The following is a 21,884-nucleotide window of genomic DNA, read 5'->3' as shown; positions in this document are numbered from 1 at the left end:
TGTGAGATCACTCTGTTATATAATGATGGTGCGTTTAGCAGAAACTTTATCATTCGGAGATGAATTCCATGCCAAGCCTGAAGCGGGAAGGGCTCTTTCTTTACCCCAATTTCTGATTGATTCAATTCTTTCAGGGCTGGTTTTGCTTAGCGGGACAATGTTTTGGAAGCACTTTTCATAGAGCTCGTCGGTGATAAAAGAATCTCCGTTAATTACTGCCTGTATAGCGACGTCTCTTACAGCTCCTTCCAGATCAGATCCGGCAAAACCTGCCGAAATGGCTATCAGCTTTTCAAAAGTTGAAGAAGAAGGCGCTGGTAAAAGGTTCTTTTTAAGATAAAGATTGATAATATCGGCCCTTTCCTGATCCTGTGGAAGATCTACAAAGAAAAGCTCATCAAATCTACCTTTTCTAAGCAGTTCCGGAGGCAGTTTGGTTACATCATTGGCTGTTGCTACCACAAAAACTTTTTCGGTGCTTTCCTGCAGCCAGAAAAGAAACTGACCAATCATTCTTGTCGTTACTCCGGATGAATCGTTGGCATTGGCGGCTAATCCTTTTTCAATTTCATCAATCCATAAAATGCAAGGGGCCGCATTGTCTGCTGATTCAAATGCTTCTTTTAATCTGTTTTCAGATTGTCCCACATACATCCCCTGTATGGATGCAAAATCTAACCTGTACAACGGAAGGTTCCATGTAGCAGCAATTAATTTTGCAGACAAAGATTTTCCACAACCCGGAACCCCCACCAATAATACGCCTCTCGGCGGACGAAGTTTTCTTGATTTTAAATCTGCAGTTAGCAATTGTTTCTGATTATCAAGCCACTGATGTAAGCCATTAAGCCCTCCAACAGATATCAAAGATGGATCTACTTTTACTTTTTCGAGACCGGAAATATCATTGAAAAGCTTATCTTTTTCCATACTCAGGCTTTTAATGTCGTCTTTTGTAAGAGAACCTTTTGCCATTTGGGTTGCCAGAACATTTTCAGCTTCTATTTTGGTCATATTGGCTAAAATAGTTGCGGCCATTTTGAAATCATTTTCATCCCACTCAATAGGAATAGAACCTTTGTAAGGCATCACACAGTCTTTCACTACGATCAGCATTTCTTCTTCGTTAGGCGGGTTCAATGTAAGGGTCATTCCTAAACGCTGCAACTGTGACCAGACGCTTTTTGTAGAGATGATGCAAATGCTTCCGCCTTTCTCAATAGCCTGGACCACGCAATCATAAATGTGTCTGGATACGATATTATCATCCTCGATATCACTTACTTCCGTGAAAATAAAAGTAAGGTTTTGTCTTTGTGAAATATTCTGAACGGCGAAATCGATTCCACCGGCAACAGAACGGTCATCATTGATTGCTTTCCTGGTTTTAATATCCATGGTTCCGTGTGACAGGCTATGAATATAGATCGGAATATTAATTTCTTCCGACAGGTGCTGTATTATTTCTAAAACTCTTGATCTTTCTATGCTCCGTATCGAGATAAAAGGGATTCTCGCACGAAACATCCTTGATAAAGAATTTTTAAATTCTTCTTTGTTTGCCATACTCAAAAAATAATTTTTCTTCCTGTTGAAGAATTGGGATTAGGAGCCTCTTCAGAAGATTGGTTTAGTTGGAATTCGCAGAAGCTGAATGAATTGATTATCATCAGCATTTTCTCTCTCTCTTGACAGTCTTTTGGGGTATTGTCTTTTAAATTTTTTTTAAAGTCATTCACAAAACCTGTAAAATCTTTTACAAAACTCTCTCTCAAATCATTGGGTAGACCTTTTGAATAGGCAAATTTTGCTAAAACTGATATTGTTTTCTTATTATTCTGAAGTACAAATTCAAGTTCTTCAATGGTTTTCACATTGTGAAGGATAAAACTCCTCTGATACTGATCCAACCACATTTTTTTCCTGGCTTTATAGGCTTTTTCAGCTCTGGCGTAAAAACGGTGAGCTGTTCCGGCGTCAAGATCAAAATGCCCGGAATTCATTTCATCCAATGCAACATCTTCACCTTTACTGAAACGGTCAAACAGATCAGCCCAATCAGCATAAGTAACAGGAGATTTCATTACTGAGTTTTTATTCTTGGATTAATGATCCGGTTAGGAGGAAGAATATCCCAATCTGGAAACTTTGCATTTGTTTTATCACCTTCGGTTCTTCCGTGGAATAAATTGGGTTGTGGTGGCTGTTGCGGGCTATGGTTTTTGTTTTCTTCAGAATGGTTTTTAATATCTTTCATGTTGTGACTATTAGGAAGGTTGTAAAATGGTTCTTGTATCTCTGGATGTGCTTGAAAAATCTTCGGGAGTTATAGACATTAAGGTCTGTCTTAAAATCTCAGCCTTTGCATCTTCGTGGGTAAATTCTTTTCTGTAATCTACGGTTTCAGCAATGCATCCGCGTAGAACTTCTTTGGATTTGGTCTTTCTTTCTGTAATGGTTTCTATCGTTTTTTTCTTTGCTTTTTTATAATTGCTGATAGAGCTCCAAATAATTAATCCACCAATCAAAGCTCCTATAATTCCTATAATTTCGAATTTAAAAATTATTAAAACTGCCACAGAAATTAAACCTACGCAGGAAATTACAGCTAATGGAAAAGTCAGTTTTTTTAATTCATTTTCAAGAAAATCAGTCCAGTACTGTTCGTGTTTTTGTAATTGTTCCGTTTCGTCACTTCCATCGGGGGTTGAGGTCTTAAACCCATCGATAATCAGATCAACATTTTCCTCGATATCGTTTCTGTATTTTGCAGTAAAAGTGTCATGAGCTTCTACAATCCAGGGCTGACTGATGGAAACAGCAAGAGCCTGCGTAACTTTTGTGGCACCGGTTAATTCTGGATCGAATGCGGCATTCGTCAGCATCTGAAGGAAATCTACTTTTTCGTCAAAAATGTGTTTCTCATCATCCATTAAAAATTGCGCCGCTTTTTTATCTCCATCTTTCTGAATGATGAGCTGATTGAGCCTAACTTCATTTTGTAATGGAAGCTCTTCATCATCAAAATTAGTCACCAATAAAGAAAGAATTTCATCAAGCTGAATCTTTGTAGCTTTAGAATAATCTGTTGTGGTTTCGAAAATACTTTTAAAGTGTATATCTAGTGCATGATGAGATCTTGCCTGGGTTACAGAAGTTTTCAGATTGTCCCAATTCGTGGCAAACTCCTCAAGTAACGGGTATTTTTTCGAGGATAAGGAGCCTTTTTTTTCAAAAAAATGAGTCCATTGAGCTTTCTGTTTATCAATATAGTTATCTGTTTGAGTAAGCTGTTCAATCCAGCTTTTAACATTGGTAATCATCAACTGATGAGAAGTGGGCTGAAAAACTCCGGTTGTGATGGCTTCCAGAATAATGATAAACTCCCTGTCCAGGTTGTGTGGATTCTGATGAAGAAAATACCTTTTCATCCATTGGAAACAGGCATCATTTCTTCCTAATCTTCTCATAACAAGCATAAGGAAAAGAGTTGTTTTGTAATCGTCTCTTTTTAAGCTTTCGATCAAGGCTTTTTCAGTGGTGTCTTTATCATCACGAATCCAGGAAGCAAGTACAACCAAAGCTGGAGCTAGCCAATAATTGGGGGCTTTTATCATAACCTCCTCGGTTGTGTAGCGTAATGTATCATCGCCTATAATTCCGGTGTCTACACCCTGGAGAATTCCGGTGGCCATTCTACGGACTTCTGCATAATATCCGAACTTTATCTGAAGGTCCTGTTTCAGATTTCCCTGTCGAGTTTCGGCGAGTTGCAATGCTTTATGTTTTATATCTGATTCTACAAAATCAGAGAATGAAAGGGTCAGCTGCAATAAATCACTTTTCAGGTGATCATGCTTTGTATTAAGGCCTCCCAATTCTATATTGACTTCCCGCATATCTGTTTTGAGCGAGCTCAAGGCACTGTTGATCCTTGAAAGGTCTGCGTATGAAATTACTTTTTGTGACATTGTATTGATTTTTCAGGGTTATAGTTTGGCTGCTGTTCCGTCTTCGCGGATGAGGATAAGTTTATCTTTATATACTTCTACAAAAAGATAAGCGTTATGTTTAGCCAGGGTTCTTGCTTTTTCAAAATGGTCGGGCAGGGGTTCTCCTATGGTATAATGTTTAATGATTTGCTCTGCACTTAAATCTAAAGTGTGAACTTCATAAGGATGTCCTAAATAGCATTTAGCCAAAATTCCTACGGGAAGATCAGCGAGCTGAGCGGAACCAAATTCTTCATGAATCTTTGCCATCATCTCTTCCTTTCCTCTTGTTTCACTAAGGAGTTCTGTATCCATTGTTTTAATTAAGTTTAGATATTTTTCCGATCGTTTTTTTAGAATATCCCTGTCACTTAAAATCTGAGTAGAAGCGGGCCTGATTTCAGATGTGCCAACTAGTGCCTCATTTTGAAAAATTATTTTTGCCATTGCCTGGATTTTTTAATTTGATACTGACAAAAATATCGGGATGGTGATAATTTTCCTTACGGGAATCCGTAAAACAGAAACCTTTCAAGTTTTTTGAAAGGTTTAATATAAAAGTATTGAAACGGGATTAAATAATTCCCAGGTCTTTGCAGAAAGCAACCAGCTGTTCATTGCTTGCTACATTGAGGTTTTCTTTTAAGCTGTTCAGCCTTTTTTCCACACTGCTCAGGCTGTTGGGTTTAATATTGTTATTCTGAAGGTAAGTAGGAATGTTTTTTTGCAAGACTCCCTGAGAAAGGAGAGAAACGAGTGTAATATCATAGGACGCAAACTCATAGCTATTAAGCTTTTTAACTTCCTGCTTAAGGTCAAGGGGCAGATAGTTTTCATTGACATAAACCGATGCGATTGCTTTTTTCAGCTCCTTCGAATCGTTTCGGGCTTTACGGACAAAGCCGTTGATGTTATATTCGTTAAAAAGAGAATCAATGACTCCGGATTTATGTTCTCCGGAAAAAACGATCACTTTGAGATTGGGGATTAATTCACGTGCTTCCCTAATCAGTTCCTTTCCTTCTTTAATGTTTTGCTCACGGTGATCCTCATCAAAAGAGAGATCGGTAATTAATAAATCATAAAGATCATTCTCGCGAATTGATTTTTTAACTTTAGCGACTGCATCATCACAGTAATATACGTAGTCAGCATGAAAGATATGGAGATCTTCCAGTGTTTTTTGTACAGATATACTGCTGCTTTCGTGGTCTTCGGCTATTAAAATTTTTTTGAACATTCTTTAGGTCTTTTTTAAGAAGCAGGAAATGAAATCGTAATCTTCAGTCCTTTTTCAGATTTATTGTCAAAAATAATTTCTCCGCGGATAGCGGCAATACGGGTTCCCGTATTTTTCAGTCCATTTTTGTAGACCATATCCCCGGGAATTCCGATTCCATCGTCTGAATATTGAATTTTAATGATATTATCAATTTTTTCAAATTTAAAAATAACCCGCGAAGCGTGGCTGTGTTTTTTCATATTGACTAACAGCTCTCGGGCGATTTGATATATTTCATCGAAAGTGTACTGAGAAATGTCAGTCCAAATTCCTGCTTCATTTCCTACGGTATAAGTATCTGTATTTTCATTCTTAAAAGAAGCGATAAGGCTTGATATTTTCTCTTTGTAATCTTTTTTATCATTTTCATGATCAGGTTTTTCATAGGAAATATCTCTGGATTTTTCATAAACAAATTCCAGCTCGTCCAAGGCTTCTTCTTTATCAAAATTTTCCTGGTTTTCTATTTTGGTCATGACCTGATAAATGCCATTGGCGACTACATCATGAACTTTTTTTGAGATTGTGAGCTGTGTGTTTTTAATCTCTAATTCTTTTTCTTTTCTTAGTCTTGTCTGTCGTTTCCGATATAAAAGAATTATAATGATGATCATTATAATTAGACTTGCAACAAGAACATTTTTTATTAATAATTGGTTGCGCCCTTCTGCAATGTCCGTTTTCATTTTCTCAACATCAAACCTAATAAGAGCAAATTGGTTTTTTGCTTTGCTTCTTGCTGTTTGTATACTATCACTAACAGTATTAAATTTTTGAAAGTTTTTTAAGTAATTAGGGGGATCTAAATAGATGATTCTCAATAAAGCTTCTTTTTTGTCATCTGGGCTTCTGTTATTTGACGCAGTTTGTAGCATTTTTTCTGCAAAAAAAAGAGCTTTTATTTTATCTTTTTCTGCAAAGTAGTCGGATAACGTAGCATAACTAGAATTTTTCCCCCAATTATCCTGTTGTGTTTCTCTAATTGCCAATGCTTTATATAGCTCTGATAGTGGGTTATAATTTTTATCATCTAGGTATTTTGCTTTGGCAAAATTATTTAAAGCTCTGGAATAATTAATACTGTCTTTTGCCAGGATTGCATTTTGCAGATATTTTTTTGCCAATTTTATATTTTTCTGGCTTATTAATACATCTGAAATATTATTATAACATAAATATTGGCCTTCCTTATTGTCAACATATTTTAGTGCTTTTTTAAATAGCTCAAAAGCTTTTTCATACTCTTTAAGAAAGTTAAATGCCATAGCCATATTATTATAATTTATAGCTAAAGTGCTTCTTGTAATGCTGTCTTTTTCATTTTTAAGCAGGCTATTTGCCTCCAATGAAGATTCAATACTTCCATAGAAATCGCCAGAAGTAGTTTGCAGCATTGCCATATTTACTAATGATTTGGCGGCACCTAATGAATCGTTGTTGGCTGTGTAATCACTTTTTGCCAAATTATAATAATAAAATGCCGAATCAGATTTATTTGCAATACGGAATTGCTTTGCTTTCTCATAATTGGGGTTTTTGTGATGGCTTTCTATGTTACTTTCCCTTCTGCAGGAAAATAAGATGATCAGTAAGGATAGAAACAAAAATGTTTTCATGAATAGTTTTTCCTGCAAAATAAGAAAAAGAGCAGATTTATACAATCCGCTCTTTTACTGAATATTAAGGGTTATTTGAGGGAGGAGGTGGGAGTTGTCCCGTATTTCCTCCAATTGGGCCTCCGTCTCCCGGATCTAAACCTTCTCCCAGATCACCTGCCAGTTGCACTGTTGGTTGTTCTTGATTGTTATTACATGTTGCCGTATTAGCGTTATTATTTGAAAATGCTAAACCTAATAGCATTATTATAAACTGGATCATTTCCTTAAATTTTTTGAAGTTGAAATTGTTTTTCTTCCTCCTGTGATGTAGATATCACGGGCAGTACACGGTTTAAAATTTCGAAGCGCTTCTTAAATTTTTGGGAAGTGAACCTTCAAAAACGGAGGAAAAACATCTGCTTCCCAACCCGGAGTTTTCCTCCGTTTTATCTGGTTATTTTGAAATCAGTTTTGTACATTTGTTTTTGTAATGTTTTGTTTGTCACTGATTTCTGAAGCAAAGATGCGGCAAATGATGACGCAGATGTTAGACACGTTTTGGACATCTGTGGACACGTTCTGGACAACGGAGGCCTTATGGGAATCCGTAATGTGGTATGATAGATAATCACCTATTTTGTAAAGACAGAAAAAACTATATATGTCCAAGAAAAAACTACTAATTCATGAGGTATTTGAGAAGGCAAGAAAAGATTTCCCTGCTGAAAGCACTAAGAATGGTTGGTGTAAAGAACTTGTTGACCATTTTGAGAAAAAGCTAAAGTTTATAATTAACGAAAAGACCTTCGTTAGGTACTATGATGCTTGTTTACGGGATAATACAGAACCCAATATAAAAGACATAAAAATTCTGAATAAGCTCAGTGAATACTTAGGTTATACAGACTTCACAGATTTTTCCAGAACCTTTGTCAAAAAGAATGATGAAGCAAAATCAACTACGGTGAAAATAAGTGTTGATGATAAAGAAGTTATCCCAGGGGTAAATTCTGGTATTGTCATTAGCCTAACAAATACAGTAGAGACTACGCAAAATTTCAGTGTGCCGGAATTCGTAAAACAGAATGGCTTGGGTATTATGGAGATTGCGCTGCTCTTATTCCTTGTCACAGGAAATGTTGTATTTTCTAATAACAAGAAAATAAATGACGGACCTTTTACCTTAGGCTTGATGTCAGGGGTGGAGCCTGCTGGTGAAAAAAAATATATGTACTGGAATGGCGAAAGATATGTTGCGACAGACAGCAGTTATATTAGGCCGGGACTTGATATTGTAGCCATGAACGAGCACCTGTTCCAACATTTTAAAAAGATTACAAGAAAAGATACTCTGACCAAACAGAATGCTCTTGGCAGAACTTGGTATTCAAAATATTATAATGAAGTTGAGTTTTTTACAGACGATGGAATAGATCCGGATAACGGAAGAGAATTACGAAAATCAACATCTCTTATTATTTATAAATATGCCGGCAAACAAAAAGATTCTATAGAAGCAGAAGAGTAATTTTTCACAAAAAAAAGCGAACATCAAAAAGATATTCGCTTTATATTTTTTACGCTTCATTCAGCATTCCTAGTTCTCCAAAATGTTTTTTAAATTTCTGGATCTTCGGGCCTACTACGGCACTACAGTAAGGTTTGTTAGGGTTCACGTTATAATAACCCTGGTGATGCTGTTCAGCAGGCCAGAACTTCTCGAACTGAGTTATTTCTGTCACATATTTTCCGGGCCATTTACCTGATTCTTCGGATTTTTTAAGGGCTTCCTCAGCTTTAGCTTTTTCTGCTTCATCCTTATAATAAATAACGGAACGGTATTGTGTTCCGATATCATTGCCCTGTCTGTTTAGCTGGGTAGGATCATGAAGGAAGAAAAATACATCCATCAGCTGTGCATAAGAAATGATTTTAGGGTCGAAAGTAATCTGTACCACTTCAGCGTGTCCCGTTTCTCCTGTACACACTTCCTCATAGGTTGGATTGTCTTTGTGGCCTCCTGAATATCCGGAGATAGCAGATTGCACGCCTTTAAGCATATTGAAACAGCTTTCCACACACCAGAAGCATCCACCGCCGAAAGTGATCTGTTCTAAATTATTATTATCCATTATTTTTAATTATTTATTAGCCGTTTTCTTCTCTCTGCATTTGCAGAAAATGAGTAAAAAACCAATCAAAAATAAGAAAAACTTTTTCATTTCGGATGATAAACAGAATGATTTAAAACAGAATTGATAGCATGTTTTAATGATTGATGAGACGATAAATTGAAAGATATGGCACAAAATAATTCTGTGAGATCTGTGGAAAATCAATTGAGTATGTTGTTTAAAAACAAAAAGCATCCCCAAAAGGATGCTTCTATATTTTAATGCTGTTTCAGTTATTTTTCCCAAACTAAAGCACTTGCTCCAAGAATGGCAGCATCTGCTTCATCAAGTTCACTGAAAACCAGTTTTACTTTATTTCTGAAGATCGGAAGAAGATTTCTTTCCATATGAAGCTTTGCAGGCTTCAAAATAAAATCACCGGCCTTGATCACGCCGCCGAATAAAAGAATGGCTTCCGGTGAAGAAAACATGACGAAATTCGCCAAAGCTTCACCCAGCTTCTGTCCCGTATATCTGAAAACCTCAATAGAAATTGGGTCACCTTTTATGGCACATTCATGTACCGTTTTTGAGTTAATGGATTCTTCAGGATATTGGCTCAGCATAGATTCAGGAAATTCAGCCCTCATTTTTTTTGCGGTGATCGCAATTCCTGTGGCTGATGCATAAGCTTCCAGGCTTCCTTCAGATCCTGTGCTCCAGTGCTTTCTTCCGCCGGGTTTTACGATCGTGTGGCCAAGTTCTCCTGCAAAACCGTCATGTCCGTAAATCAGGCTTCCATTGGAAATAATTCCACTGCCTACACCGGTTCCCAGAGTGATCATAATAAAATCCTTCATACCACGGGCTGCTCCGAAAAGCATTTCCCCAAGTGCAGCTGCATTAGCATCATTGGTAATGGTGCATGGCAGGCTGAATTTGGCTTTCATCAGCTCACTGAAAGGGATCAGTCCTTTCCAGGGTAAGTTGGGAGCCTGTTCGATGGTTCCTTTATAATAGTTGGCATTAGGAGCGCCTACTCCAATTCCGTCAAAGTTTTTCTCTGTACCGTATTTTTCGATCAGGGGCTGAACCTGCTCATACAATGCTTCGATAAAGTCTTCCACTTTTTCGTACTCATCAGTTCTCAGACTTCCTTTTTCCAGAACTTCACCGCGATGGTTTACTACTCCGAACTTTGTATTCGTTCCGCCGATATCAATTCCTAGAGCAACTTGTTTTGATAAATCTATTAATGACATTTCCTGTTTATAAATTCTAAAGGGTTAAAATTATAAAAAAGATTGTATTAATGAATTATTAACAAACTTTTATTTAAAAAACTTTTATGCAGCTTTTATCGGTTTCTTTTTTCTTCTGCCCCACCAGATCATAAATCCGGTTACAGGTAAGGATGCACAAAGGAGGCTTACAATAAATGCAATGATCTTTGTTGGAAGCCCTAAAATGGCTCCTACATGAATGTCATAGTTGGCCGCTACTGCTTTTTCGCCGAAGTTTTTGTCCTTGGGATCGTGGGTGTGGAGCAGTTCGCCGGAGTTTTCATCAAAAATAAGGCTGCTGCTTTTGTGATAAGAATAAGAAAGGTGCTTTACAAACACTTCAAAATTAGGATGCTCATGATCATCCATATGTTCATGGCCAAGGTCAATAGCAAAACCGAAAGCATCAGGATATTTCTGCTGTACAGTATGAATGACTTTGTCCAGTGTTCCTTCAGTCCGTAGTTCTATCGGAGCCTTGGTTTTAATGTAGGAAAAATCCGGATATTTTGTTTCTCCCCCGGAGAATATCACGTATATCATAGCCTGTACAAAGAAAAAAGCATAAAAAAGTCCTGTAATTGCGAAGATGAGAGCAAAGATGGAGGAATAAAAGCCAAGCACATTGTGAAGGTCATAATTCTTTCTTTTCCAGCTTTTGATGTTTTTCCATTTAAAAGAAAAACGTTGCTTTCTTGCTGCTTTATTTTTAGGCCACCAGAGAACAATTCCGGTAATTAGCATAATGATAAAAATGATAACGGGGATTCCCACTACATAGGTTCCCCAGTCCTGTTTCAGTAAAAAGCTCCAGTGGATCATTTTTACAATATTGAAGAATCCGTTCTTTTCATCATATGTTCTGAGGACTTTTCCCGTATAAGGATTTACATAAGCCGCTTTATAGATCGGAAATTCATCAAAATAATTCCAGGTATCCGTATTATGCTCATACCAATAAAATATGTACGACATTTTTTTATCGATAGGGACATTTACCCAATGGATAGGATACTTTTCTTTTACCTGTTCGGCAACAGCTTTTTCTATTACTCTGATGGGGAGAACCTGCTTTTGTGCTATATTCTGTTCATTGTGGTAGATGACGTCCTTTCTGGTGAGATTTTCTATTTCGTCTTTGAAAACATAAAGCGCTCCTGTAATGGAAATGATAAAAATCAAAAAGCCAATTCCCAGACCTAGCCACAGGTGCAGTTTGGCTGACCATTTTTTGAAAAAGCCCGGTTTTTTCTTATGATGATGTTTTTTTCTCATATCGCAGTTCAAAGTATCACAAAGATAAATTTATCTTTTTATTTAGTTTAATTAAAATTTATATTCAAGCATCAGAGTGCCTCTTCTCCCCAGTGAATTCACGAATTCGCTGTCACGAGCAGACCACCATGCTATGGCAGGCTGATACATTTTGTTGAACAGGTTTTCAATACCCAACGAAACTCTCCAGTTTGTATTGATTTCGTAGCTTGATTTAAAATTAAAAACAGTGTATTCCGGAACATAACCTTCTCCGTATACAAATAATCCGGTTTTTGCATTTGGCTGAAATCTGTCCTGCTCAAAGGCGTGCAGCATGTCAAAACCAATTGATAGAGTTTGTATAGGTCTTGCCTGAACATAAGCAAGTATCTTAGGCGCAGAAATCCGGCTGTTATTGATTTTTGCAGAATAATCCCCATCGTCTTTAATAGAGGTAATCCCTTCCATCCAGCTGTAGCTTCCTCCGAAATTGATCCATTTTGCAGGGGTAAAGTGAAGGAACCCTTCTACACCGTAAACAATTTCTGGCGACCTCTGTATGGTTAATGCCCGGTCTGCACTCTGTACAAATGAAGCCCCCAGTTTTGAAGTGCTTACATAAGACGTAATTTCGTAGTTGACCCATTTTGAAATCTGTCCTGTAGCACCGAATTCATAATTGTTGACAATGATAGGCTTGGTTTCAAGATTTTGAATGGTTCCCTGGGTAGATGTTCTCAGAATTCTTCCCAGCTCATTGATAGAGTAGGACTGAGAGAAGCTTCCGAACAGGTTAACGAACGGTTCAATATTGTAACGTACTCCTAAATTAGCCACTAATGCATTATATTTTAGTTTTCCACCGGTAACAAAAATGCTTGTTGTAAAAGTTCCGTCACTTTTAATAGAGGAAAGGGTATTAAAATCTCCTACTTTAACGTTCATGTTTTCGTAGCGAAGACCTCCTTTAATGGTTAATTTTTTTAATAAATCGATTTTAACCAACACAAAAGGGGCCAGATTGGTCATATTCATATCCGGTGTCCAGTAACGCCCATCTTCAAGCTTCTGAACGGTCTGGTCATTAAGGATATCCATTCCGTACATGACTTCAGCCTGCGAATTTTGAGCGTTCCAAAGCTTTGTATCAAAGTTGAATCTGGCGCCATATTTTTTGGAAATGACGTTGGACTGCCCTCCTCCGAAGAAGGTGTCGCTGTATCCGTATACTGTCTTGAAATCCTGCATATAAGCATTGAAATTCAATGAAGTAGTTCCTCCAAAAAGATTCTGGTTATCATAATTGATCCTGAAATTGTGGTTTTTTGGTGTTCCCTGAGGCGTCGTTTCGAGATTTTTTCCTACACCTTCGCCAATGGTTGGTTTAAAGCCGTATTTTCCGGTTACGAGCCCTAAGTTAAGATCAGATCTGGAGGAATATCCAATGTAAGAAGCTTCAATTCTCTGGTCATTATTGATATTGTAACCAACTTTAAGCATTCCGTTATAGTTATCCATTTTTGCAGGGCTGTAGGTTGGAGTAAGGTTCACTCCGTCGGCATCTTTCATATAGCCGGTTCTTTCATAGGCAAGAGAGAAAACATAATCAAATTTATTCACTTTTCCGGATAGCAGCTGGCTGGCTCTTATTCCTAAAGTTCCTCCATAGGTCTGGCCTGTAAAACCAACCTGGGTAAGTCCGGAAATTTTTTTATCAGATTTACTTCTTCTGGTGATATAGTTGATGATTCCGCCGTCTGCACCGTTTCCGTAGATAGAAGAGGCTCCTTTGATCACTTCAATTCTTTCAATAACAGAAGGATCGATGCTTCTGATGTCTCTTGCCCCGTTTCTTAAAGGGGTAGATTGTGGAATTCCGTCAATAAGAACAAGAACCTGACGACCTCTTAAAGTCTGGCCTGTGTTGGAGGTCTGCCCGGAGTTGGTCCCTAAGCTGGGAACCGTATACTGAAGAATGCTGGTGATATCAGAATTGACGGTAAGCTGAGACTGGATCTGCTTTTCTGCAACAATCGTTACTGAGCTTGGTATTTCTTTAATACTTTCTTTTTTTCTGGAAGCAGTCATCACAACTTCATCCACATTGTTGGTCTGCAGGCTGTCCTTAACCTGTGCAAAAACTGTTGCCGACCCTAAGCATGCGGCTGATAAAAGCGCTTTTTTCATTATATTTTCTTTCCTTGTTTCTTTTGTTTTCCCCACCATACTAAAAAGCCGGTAACGGGGAGTGATGTGCAGATGAGACCCGTAATGAACCATAAAATTTTCCCGAACAGCCCAAAATAGGATCCTGTGTGGATATCATAGTTGGCATTGGCATATTTTTCTGCATTGCTCAGTTTCTGATGAGGTTTATCTGCAAGAAGTTTCCCTGAATATTTGTCAAAGACCAATGTATTTCTCTCACTGTAGCGTCCTTCCTGTCCATATATGGTAATCGGTATGTTCTTTAATTCTTTTCCCTTTTTGTTTTTTCCGTTCAGTGGAATTCTGAAACTGGAAGAGGTGGGATAAAGCTTTCTGGTTTCCTGAGCGGTAAGATCAAAAACGGATGTGTTTTTGATCATCAGGGAGTCCGGAGATTTGATTTCCTTTTCTTTTGGCAGCTCCAAAGAGCCCGAAAGTGTAAGATTGAAGGTGTTTTTGACGTACGGATAGGCAAAGTAAATCCCTGTAATACTCATCAGCAGGGCCAAGAATGAAGCATAAAAACCTAATACATTATGAAGGTCGTAATTTTTACGTTTCCAGGTCTTCACATTTTCCCAGCTGAACCAGAATCGTCCTTTTCTTGCTTTTTTGTTCTTTGGCCACCATAAAATAATTCCCGTGATCAGCATGAAGATAAACAGGACTGTAGGAATTCCTACTACATATTTTCCCCAATCTGATTTTAATAATAAACTCCAGTGAATGGCTTTTAAAATAGGAAAGAGGTCATATTTTTCATTATAAATTCCAGTAATTTCTCCTGTATACTGATTAACATATACCAGTTTATTGATAAGAACTTCATCAAAATAATTCCAGGCTTTTTTGTTTTTTTCGTAATAAAGAAATTCATAAGATTTGTTTTTATCTAACTGAATTTCAATAGAGCTGACAGGGTATTTTTCATTCATTTCCAAAGAAACCTTTTCTTTAAGAACTTGAATGGAAAGAGGATTTTGGGTGATGGTTTCAGCTTTTACATAAATGGCATCTTTTCTGAGAACTTTTTGAATCTCATCTTTGAAAACATACATTGTACCTGTTAAAGCAACAATGAAAACAATGATACCAACGGACAAACCAAACCACAAATGCAGTTTGGCAGACCATTTCTTTGTAAAAGAAACTTTCTTTTTATGGTGGTGCTTTTTCTTCATAGAAAAAAGTTAACCTTCGCAAAGGCTAACTTTTAATTATTTAAAATTTATATCCGATTGATAACCTCCAGTTACGTGGAGCATTGTAGATCCATGCGTATGAGCCATCATCTGATCTATACCCGCTGTAAAGCTTTCTGTTCAGAACGTTGTTCAGCAATAGATTGACATCGAATTTTTTTGCTACATAAGAAATCCCGAAGTTGGTGTCAAAATAATCTTCAAGGCTTTGATCATACTTTGCCGTTGTTCCAAACCAGGACTGTCTCCCTCCCTGATATTGATAACCTGCTGAAATACCAAATCCTTTTAAATTACCATGTTCAAATCTGTAGCTTAACCAGGTATTCTGTACATTTTTGGCATTTCCGGGAGACTGCACACCTATTCTGCTTGCATCGGTGTCTTTGATTGTTTTGGCATCTGTATAAGCATAGTTTACCACAATGTTCAATCCTTTTACTATTTCTCCTTTAATGTCGGCTTCGAAACCACGTGCTCTTTGTTCTCCTGTTGGAATCATAAAAGCATTTCCGTTGTTATCATTTGAATTTCCGGCAACCAAAATGTTTTTTCTTCGGATTTCATATACCGCAAAAGTAGAGTTCCATTTTCCTCCCAACCAGTCTTTTTTTACTCCAAATTCAAGATTTTGTCCTTTTAAAGGATCTGTAATTGAAGATCCGTTAATCCCTATTGCGGACTGAGGGACAAATGTTTTATCAAAAATTCCATACACTGAAAAATCATCTTTAATAGAGTAGCTGGCCCCAACTCTTGGTGTAAATTCTCCAGCCTGATCTGCTTTTATCGGATCTAAATTAGGATATCCCGAGAATGTTGTTCCGCTGGTATATCTTCCTGCGAGTGTAATGCGTAACTTATTATTAAACATCTCTATTTGATCCTGAGCATAATAAGAAGTATATTTCACTCCTTGATCATTATAATAATCGGCATTTCTGTTTAGATAATATGCGCTTTCAGGAGGAAGTATATTAGGGTTTACACCATAAACAATATTATGAATATCGATGGATCCTCCGTCTCCTAAATAAGAGAAGTCAGCTTGGTATTTTCTATTCCCATAATCGAATCCGGCAATAATTTTATGAGTAATATTTCCTGTTTGTAAGCTTCCTCTCACGTAGGTTTGGAATAAATTGTTTTTTCCGAGAGCTTGCCAATTGCTTAAAGATCTGCTGAGAATATTCGGATCTGAACCATAGAAGCCACCCCACCATGAGCCACCGTCATAATTCATATCCATGTAGGCATACTGTGTACTCCAAACCCAGTCTTTGAATAATTTCTGATCCAGGCTTAAGAATAAACTCTGATCTTTCACTTCTGTTTTTTTGAAGTTCGGATCATTAAAATTGGTATGAACATTCAACGAAGCATAGCCGTCGTTAGACATTAAATATGCTCCCGGCTGGTTGAATTTCAGATATTGATAATTATACTGAGCCGTGAATGTTGTTGTTTTTGTAGGTCTGAATGTAATAGACGGAGCGATGATTATTTTACTTGTTTTATCATTTTCTGACCATGATTTGTTGGAGCTTCCCATTAAGTTTAAACGGTAATCCAAAACACCATCCTTCACAATAACACCGTCAAGATCAGCTTCACCTCTGAAAAGGTTGTAGCTTCCCGTTGTGAATCTTACGCTGTTGGCAAATTTTCCGGTAGGTTTTTTTGTGACTACATTATAGAATCCAGCAGGGTCACCCATAGATCCCATGAAACCAGCAGGGCCTTTTACGAATTCTATTCTGTCGATGATAGATGCGTCCGGATTAATAGGCCCCCATGTTGAAGAAACATTCATTCCGTTCATGTAAGTTGCGATACTTGCTCCTCGCATGAAAACGTTTGAGTAAACATTGTCCCAGTGTTCTACTTTTCTGGCACCACTTACGTTACGGACAATTCCTTCGGACATGTTTAAAGTGATCTGGTCGGCCAGAACCTGCCCGCTTATAGACTGTACGTTCTGTGGCAGCTCTATAAGAGGAGTCTGTAGCCTTAATGATCCGGAGACTTCGTTAAGTTTATATTTTTGATAATATCTTCCGTTGACAACAACCTCTTCGATATCATTAGATTTAATAGTGTCTTTTTCCTGAGAAAAAACCAGGATAGAACCTAACAATGAGGCACAGATCAGTACATTTTTCATGAATAAGTCTAATTTTCTGCAAATATATTGTTTTTAATTGTTCTAAATAAATAATAAAATTGATATTTGTCATAAATTATTAGTTGATGAATAGCAAAACCCCGCTTCAGCACTGCTGAAGCGGGGTTTTTATAAGATTTTATTATTGAATTCTTAGGCCGGAATTTCTCCTTTGTATAAGAAAGAAATAATTTCTTTGTTCATCTTGTCTACCATTTCACTGAATAAGTGGAATGATTCCTGTTTGTAAATTACCAGTGGATCTTTCTGTTCGTAAACAGCTCCCTGTGAAGATCTTCTCAGGTCATCCATTTCACGAAGGTGAAGTTTCCAGTTTTCATCAATGATGGATAAAGTGATGTTCTTTTCAAAATCATTGATCAGGCTTTCACATTGAGTTTCGTAAGCTTCTTTAAGATCCGCAACAATAGTCATTGTCTTGTGACCATCTGTGAAAGGAACCTGGATCATTTTGAACATGGAACCCTGGTTTTGATATACGTTCTCAATGATAGGGAATGATTTCTCTTTCAGTAAGTTCAGTTTCATTTTATAATCTTCCTGAGCTGCTTTGAAAAGAAGATCTGTTAATTCAGGAACCTGCTTGCTCTTGAAGTCATTTTCAGAAACCGGAGATTCCATAGTGAAGAACTTAATGACATCAAATTCGAAATCCTTATAGTTTCCTGTAGCTTTTCCTTTAACAACAATTGAATTGGAAACATCGAAAATCATGTTCGTAATGTCATATTTCAGGTGATCTCCGAACAGGGCATTCTTTCTTCTCTTATAGATTACGTCACGCTGCTTGTTCATTACGTCATCATATTCAAGAAGTCTTTTTCTGATCCCGAAGTTGTTTTCTTCCACTTTCTTCTGAGCTCTTTCAATAGACTTACTGATCATAGAATGCTGAATAACTTCACCTTCCTTATGACCCATTCTGTCCATCATTTTTGCGATTCTCTCGGAACCGAATAAACGCATCAGGTTATCTTCAAGAGACACATAGAACTGAGAACTACCAGGGTCTCCCTGACGTCCCGCTCTACCTCTAAGCTGTCTGTCTACACGTCTTGAATCATGTCTTTCCGTACCGATAATGGCTAAACCACCAGCTTCTTTTACTTCTTTGGTAAGCTTGATATCCGTACCACGACCTGCCATGTTCGTTGCAATCGTTACAACTCCCGGCTGTCCTGCTCCGGCAACGATCTCCGCTTCTTTTTTGTGAAGCTTCGCATTCAGTACCTGGTGTGGAATTTTTCTTAATTGAAGCGCTTTAGAAAGCAACTGAGAGATTTCAACAGAAGTAGTACCTACAAGTACAGGTCTTTTTGCTGCTGTTAATTTTTCAATTTCCTCGATTACAGCATTATATTTTTCACGGTTAGTTTTGAAAACTAGATCCTGTCTGTCATGTCTTAAGATAGGACGGTTGGTAGGAATTACCACAACATCTAATTTGTAGATTTCCCAAAGCTCTCCTGCCTCTGTTTCAGCAGTACCTGTCATCCCCGCAAGCTTGTTGTACATACGGAAATAGTTCTGAAGCGTTACTGTCGCAAAAGTCTGCGTAGCTGCTTCAATTTTTACATTTTCTTTAGCTTCAATTGCCTGATGGAGACCATCTGAATAACGTCTTCCCTCCATGATACGGCCTGTCTGCTCGTCAACAATCTTTACTTCACCGTCAATAACTACATACTCATCATCTTTTTCGAATAATGTATAGGCTTTTAACAGCTGGCTCATCGTGTGTACACGCTCAGATTTTTCAGCGAATTCAGAGAAAAGTTTTTCTTTAGCTTCAAATTCTTCTTCTTTAGATAAATTTTTAGCCTCAACTTCTGCGATTTCTGTCCCGATATCCGGAAGAACGAAGAAATTGTTATCTTCATTTCCCTGAGACATGTATTCAACACCTTTATCCGTAAGATCTACCTGATTGTTCTTTTCTTCTATTACAAAGTAAAGATCTTTATCTACAATCGGCATATCACGGTTGTTGTCCTGCATATACTGAGCCTCAGTTTTTTGAAGCAATGCTCTGTTTCCGCTTTCCGATAAGAATTTGATTAACTGTCTGTTTTTAGGAAGACCTCTGTATGCCTGAAGCAATTTGAATCCTCCTTCTTTTGTGTTTCCTGCAGCGATTAATTTTTTCGCCTCATTAAAGATGGAGGAAACTGTTTTTTTCTGAACTTCAACAATTCTGTCGATAGAAGGTTTAAGAACATCGAATTCCTGTCTGTCTCCCTGAGGAACCGGACCTGAAATAATCAACGGTGTTCTGGCATCATCTACCAATACGGAATCTACCTCATCCACAATGGCAAAGTTCAATTCTCTTTGCACAAGTTCTGTAGGTGAAGTTACCATGTTATCTCTCAGATAATCGAACCCGAATTCGTTATTCGTTCCGTAGGTAATATCTGAATTGTATGCTTTTCTTCTTCCGTCTGAGTTCGGCTGGTGGTTATCGATACAGTCGATAGACATTCCGTGGAACTGATAAAGAGGGCCCATCCATGCGGAGTCTCTTTTCGCAAGATAGTCGTTTACAGTTACTACGTGAACCCCTCTTTCAGGAAGAGCATTTAAGTAAATAGGCAATGTTCCTACCAAAGTTTTACCTTCACCGGTTGCCATTTCGGCAATTTTACCGCTGTGAAGAATAACCCCTCCGATAAACTGAACATCATAATGGACCATATCCCAAACTACAGGAGTTCCGGCTGCGTCCCATGAGCTTTTCCAGATTGCAGTATCTCCCTGAATCTCTACGAAATCTTTACCCGCAGCAGCCAATTGTCTGTCCCAATCAGTTGCTTTAACACGGATGCCTCCGTTCTGGGCCCATCTTCTTGCTGTTTCTTTTACCAGGGCAAAAGCTTCAGGAAGAACCTGAGCAAGAACTTTCTCTTCAATGTCGTATGATTCTTTCTTCAGAGATTCAATCTTTGAGAAAAGAGCTTCTTTTTCATCTACGTTAGTTGAATTTTTTACCTGCTCTTTTATTTGTTCTATCTGCGCTGTTATTTTGCTGGTTGAAGATTTTATGTTCTCTTTAAATTCAGCAGTTTTTTCTCTCAGCCCATCATCAGTTAACTGTTGAATGGCTGGTTCTACAGCTTTGATTTTTGTTACAACTTTTTTTACTTCTTTTAGGTCCTGCGCTTTTTTGTCTCCCAAAAACCCTTTAAGAACTTTGTTTAAAAAACTCATAAATTTTTTGCTTTATGCTTAAAGCAATATGCTTTAAGCGTTTTACTGACACGCTTATCGTGTGAATGTTTTATATAAAAAAGGGCAAAAAAGCTCTAAGCATGACGCTCAAAGCTTATTGCTTTCATTAATATTCGTCTTCGTTCCAAAGGAAATCCTCGTCGGTAGGATAATCACTCCAAACCTCTTCGATAGATTCATAGATTTCTCCTTCGTCTTCAATTGCCTGAAGGTTTTCAACTACTTCCATTGGTGCACCAGTTCTGATTGCATAGTCAATAAGTTCTGCTTTTGTCATTGGCCAAGGTGCGTCACTTAGGTATGAGGCTAATTCTAATGTCCAGTACATAATTTTCTGATTTTTTTGCAAAAGTATAAAATTAGCTTATATTATACGCTTTTTTATACTTGATTTTCAATTCTTTTTGATTAATTTTTGTTCATTGCCCGTCATAGGCTGCATTACAGCTGTGCCAGCAACTTATATGATGTCATTTTCTCAAAAACCATTCCACAAATTTTTTTATGCCATTTTGGAAGTCTGTGTCTGGTTTGTAGCCAATTAATGTCTTTGCTTTTGTGATATCTGCACAGGTTTTCTGGACATCTCCAGGCTGCATTGGCAGATTTTTCTTCATGGCAGAAATTCCCAGGGCGGTTTCTATTGTGCCAAGCATTTCTGATAAAGTAATCACCTCACTTTCTCCTAGGTTAATAATTTCGTAAACCCCGGAATGAGCTTCTAAATAGAGAATGGATTTTGTGATTCCGTCGATAATATCATCAATATAAGTGTAGTCTCTTGCTGTATTTCCATCACCATAGAATGGTATTTCCTGCCCTTCTGAGATCAGTTTTGTAAATTTATGGATGGCAAGATCCGGCCTCTGTCTGGGGCCGTATACGGTGAAGAATCTAAGCTGGATCATGTCTATATGATACAGATTATGGTAAACGTGTCCCAAAATTTCGCCGCTTTTTTTGGTTGCAGCATAAGGTGAAATAGGGTGGTCTACATTATCTGCTTCTGAAAACGGAGTTTTTTCATTGTTGCCATAAACGCTTGACGAAGAGGCGCATATGAATTTATTGATGTTGAATTCTTTGCAGAGTTCCCAAAGATTCATCGTTCCACGTACATTTACTTCCTCATATTCCAGAGGCCTTTCAATGGACGGACGTACTCCTGCAAGGGCTGCAAGATGAATGACAAGGTCGATTTTGTGATTTTTAAAAATAGTTTCAAGTCCCTTTTTATCACGGATATCCTGATAATATAACTGATATTTATCCGATTGTGAAAGGCTAACCAGATGTGTAATATCGGTCTCTTTGTCCGAAAACTCAAAATCCGAAATTTTATCAATAGACTCTAATGTATTTTTAATTTTTGTCTGATAATTATAGAAATTATCAAAATTGTCAACGTTTATGACAGAATGTCCATTCCTTAATAATCGTTCTATTAAGTGTGAACCAATAAAGCCGCTTCCGCCAGTTACAAGATAAATCATTTGTGGATTTTTAATAGGCAAATTTATTAATAATACTTGAAT

The 21,884-nt window shown here is 37.6% G+C and carries 18 protein-coding genes; 1 reads left to right on the top strand and 17 read right to left on the bottom strand.

Going from position 1 to position 21,884, the window contains the following annotated elements:
- Positions 1-15 precede the first annotated feature (15 nt).
- From LC418_RS01320 to LC418_RS01285, 8 genes are all read right to left on the bottom strand, one after another.
- Positions 16-1,566, bottom strand: coding sequence for an AAA family ATPase (locus tag LC418_RS01320; RefSeq protein WP_223557832.1), 1,551 nt, complete (start codon positions 1,564-1,566; stop codon positions 16-18).
- A gap of 2 nt (positions 1,567-1,568) precedes the next feature.
- Positions 1,569-2,084, bottom strand: a complete 516-nt coding sequence (locus LC418_RS01315) for a hypothetical protein (RefSeq protein WP_223557831.1) — start codon at positions 2,082-2,084, stop codon at positions 1,569-1,571.
- Positions 2,084-2,257 (bottom strand): hypothetical protein, encoded by a 174-nt coding sequence (locus LC418_RS01310; RefSeq protein ID WP_223557830.1) that lies wholly within the window; start codon positions 2,255-2,257, stop codon positions 2,084-2,086. The genes LC418_RS01315 and LC418_RS01310 overlap by 1 nt, the downstream gene beginning before the upstream one ends.
- Positions 2,258-2,267: 10 nt before the next feature.
- On the bottom strand, positions 2,268-3,971 hold the full coding sequence (locus LC418_RS01305) for a hypothetical protein (protein ID WP_223557829.1): 1,704 nt from the start codon (positions 3,969-3,971) through the stop codon (positions 2,268-2,270).
- 18 nt (positions 3,972-3,989) lie between these two features.
- On the bottom strand, positions 3,990-4,439 hold the full coding sequence (locus LC418_RS01300; protein WP_223557828.1) for a hypothetical protein: 450 nt from the start codon (positions 4,437-4,439) through the stop codon (positions 3,990-3,992).
- 127 nt (positions 4,440-4,566) lie between these two features.
- Positions 4,567-5,232, bottom strand: a complete 666-nt coding sequence (locus LC418_RS01295; RefSeq protein ID WP_223557827.1) for a response regulator — start codon at positions 5,230-5,232, stop codon at positions 4,567-4,569.
- Between the two features lie 14 nt (positions 5,233-5,246).
- A complete protein-coding gene (locus LC418_RS01290) occupies positions 5,247-6,890 on the bottom strand; it encodes a tetratricopeptide repeat-containing sensor histidine kinase (RefSeq protein WP_223557826.1) in 1,644 nt (547 codons plus the stop codon).
- 64 nt (positions 6,891-6,954) lie between these two features.
- Complete coding sequence (locus tag LC418_RS01285; protein ID WP_223557825.1) at positions 6,955-7,152, bottom strand: hypothetical protein; 198 nt, start codon at positions 7,150-7,152, stop codon at positions 6,955-6,957.
- Positions 7,153-7,533: 381 nt separating this feature from the next.
- Here LC418_RS01285 and LC418_RS01280 point away from each other — a divergent pair, with 381 nt between their 5' ends.
- Positions 7,534-8,400 (top strand): hypothetical protein, encoded by an 867-nt coding sequence (locus LC418_RS01280; protein ID WP_223557824.1) that lies wholly within the window; start codon positions 7,534-7,536, stop codon positions 8,398-8,400.
- Positions 8,401-8,449: 49 nt separating this feature from the next.
- Here the strand turns inward: LC418_RS01280 and msrA are convergent, their stop codons facing one another.
- The 9 genes from msrA to LC418_RS01235 all read right to left on the bottom strand — a co-directional run bounded on the left by msrA (position 8,450) and on the right by LC418_RS01235 (position 21,842).
- On the bottom strand, positions 8,450-9,004 hold the full coding sequence (msrA, locus tag LC418_RS01275) for a peptide-methionine (S)-S-oxide reductase MsrA (protein WP_223557823.1): 555 nt from the start codon (positions 9,002-9,004) through the stop codon (positions 8,450-8,452).
- 275 nt (positions 9,005-9,279) lie between these two features.
- Positions 9,280-10,248 carry an ROK family protein gene (locus tag LC418_RS01270; RefSeq protein ID WP_111953769.1) on the bottom strand — a complete coding sequence of 323 codons (969 nt, stop codon included), beginning with the start codon at positions 10,246-10,248 and terminating at the stop codon, positions 9,280-9,282.
- Positions 10,249-10,332: 84 nt separating this feature from the next.
- A complete protein-coding gene (locus LC418_RS01265; protein WP_223557822.1) occupies positions 10,333-11,544 on the bottom strand; it encodes a PepSY-associated TM helix domain-containing protein in 1,212 nt (403 codons plus the stop codon).
- 51 nt (positions 11,545-11,595) lie between these two features.
- The gene (locus tag LC418_RS01260; RefSeq protein ID WP_223557821.1) at positions 11,596-13,713 is read right to left on the bottom strand and encodes a TonB-dependent receptor; all 2,118 of its coding nucleotides are present in this window, start codon (positions 13,711-13,713) and stop codon (positions 11,596-11,598) included.
- Entirely contained in the window at positions 13,713-14,915 is a 1,203-nt protein-coding gene (locus LC418_RS01255; protein WP_223557820.1) for a PepSY-associated TM helix domain-containing protein, read from the bottom strand. Before LC418_RS01255 ends, LC418_RS01260 begins: the two co-directional genes overlap by 1 nt.
- A gap of 40 nt (positions 14,916-14,955) precedes the next feature.
- Positions 14,956-17,100 (bottom strand): TonB-dependent siderophore receptor, encoded by a 2,145-nt coding sequence (locus tag LC418_RS01250; protein ID WP_223557819.1) that lies wholly within the window; start codon positions 17,098-17,100, stop codon positions 14,956-14,958.
- Positions 17,101-17,253: 153 nt separating this feature from the next.
- Positions 17,254-20,328, bottom strand: coding sequence for a preprotein translocase subunit SecA (gene secA, locus LC418_RS01245; protein WP_223557818.1), 3,075 nt, complete (start codon positions 20,326-20,328; stop codon positions 17,254-17,256).
- A 127-nt stretch (positions 20,329-20,455) separates the two neighbouring features.
- Positions 20,456-20,677, bottom strand: a complete 222-nt coding sequence (locus LC418_RS01240; RefSeq protein ID WP_002662059.1) for a DUF2795 domain-containing protein — start codon at positions 20,675-20,677, stop codon at positions 20,456-20,458.
- Between the two features lie 142 nt (positions 20,678-20,819).
- Positions 20,820-21,842, bottom strand: coding sequence for a GDP-mannose 4,6-dehydratase (locus LC418_RS01235; protein ID WP_223557817.1), 1,023 nt, complete (start codon positions 21,840-21,842; stop codon positions 20,820-20,822).
- Positions 21,843-21,884: the final 42 nt, after the last annotated feature.

The organism is Chryseobacterium lathyri, from assembly GCF_019970085.1.
In the GTDB taxonomy this organism is placed as follows: domain Bacteria; phylum Bacteroidota; class Bacteroidia; order Flavobacteriales; family Weeksellaceae; genus Chryseobacterium; species Chryseobacterium lathyri.
This window is presented reverse-complemented; position numbering and strand designations above follow the sequence as displayed.

Excerpts from the sequence above, each read along its gene's own strand:
- LC418_RS01320 (WP_223557832.1), bottom strand. The coding sequence starts at position 1,566 with ATGGCAAACAAAGAAGAATTTAAAAATTCTTTATCAAGGATGTTTCGT.
- LC418_RS01315 (WP_223557831.1), bottom strand. The coding sequence starts at position 2,084 with ATGAAATCTCCTGTTACTTATGCTGATTGGGCTGATCTGTTTGACCGT.
- LC418_RS01310 (WP_223557830.1), bottom strand. The coding sequence starts at position 2,257 with ATGAAAGATATTAAAAACCATTCTGAAGAAAACAAAAACCATAGCCCG.
- LC418_RS01305 (WP_223557829.1), bottom strand. The coding sequence starts at position 3,971 with ATGTCACAAAAAGTAATTTCATACGCAGACCTTTCAAGGATCAACAGT.
- LC418_RS01300 (WP_223557828.1), bottom strand. The coding sequence starts at position 4,439 with ATGGCAAAAATAATTTTTCAAAATGAGGCACTAGTTGGCACATCTGAA.
- LC418_RS01295 (WP_223557827.1), bottom strand. The coding sequence starts at position 5,232 with ATGTTCAAAAAAATTTTAATAGCCGAAGACCACGAAAGCAGCAGTATA.
- LC418_RS01290 (WP_223557826.1), bottom strand. The coding sequence starts at position 6,890 with ATGAAAACATTTTTGTTTCTATCCTTACTGATCATCTTATTTTCCTGC.
- LC418_RS01285 (WP_223557825.1), bottom strand. The coding sequence starts at position 7,152 with ATGATCCAGTTTATAATAATGCTATTAGGTTTAGCATTTTCAAATAAT.
- LC418_RS01280 (WP_223557824.1), top strand. The coding sequence starts at position 7,534 with ATGTCCAAGAAAAAACTACTAATTCATGAGGTATTTGAGAAGGCAAGA.
- msrA (WP_223557823.1), bottom strand. The coding sequence starts at position 9,004 with ATGGATAATAATAATTTAGAACAGATCACTTTCGGCGGTGGATGCTTC.
- LC418_RS01270 (WP_111953769.1), bottom strand. The coding sequence starts at position 10,248 with ATGTCATTAATAGATTTATCAAAACAAGTTGCTCTAGGAATTGATATC.
- LC418_RS01265 (WP_223557822.1), bottom strand. The coding sequence starts at position 11,544 with ATGAGAAAAAAACATCATCATAAGAAAAAACCGGGCTTTTTCAAAAAA.
- LC418_RS01260 (WP_223557821.1), bottom strand. The coding sequence starts at position 13,713 with ATGAAAAAAGCGCTTTTATCAGCCGCATGCTTAGGGTCGGCAACAGTT.
- LC418_RS01255 (WP_223557820.1), bottom strand. The coding sequence starts at position 14,915 with ATGAAGAAAAAGCACCACCATAAAAAGAAAGTTTCTTTTACAAAGAAA.
- LC418_RS01250 (WP_223557819.1), bottom strand. The coding sequence starts at position 17,100 with ATGAAAAATGTACTGATCTGTGCCTCATTGTTAGGTTCTATCCTGGTT.
- secA (WP_223557818.1), bottom strand. The coding sequence starts at position 20,328 with ATGAGTTTTTTAAACAAAGTTCTTAAAGGGTTTTTGGGAGACAAAAAA.
- LC418_RS01240 (WP_002662059.1), bottom strand. The coding sequence starts at position 20,677 with ATGTACTGGACATTAGAATTAGCCTCATACCTAAGTGACGCACCTTGG.
- LC418_RS01235 (WP_223557817.1), bottom strand. The coding sequence starts at position 21,842 with ATGATTTATCTTGTAACTGGCGGAAGCGGCTTTATTGGTTCACACTTA.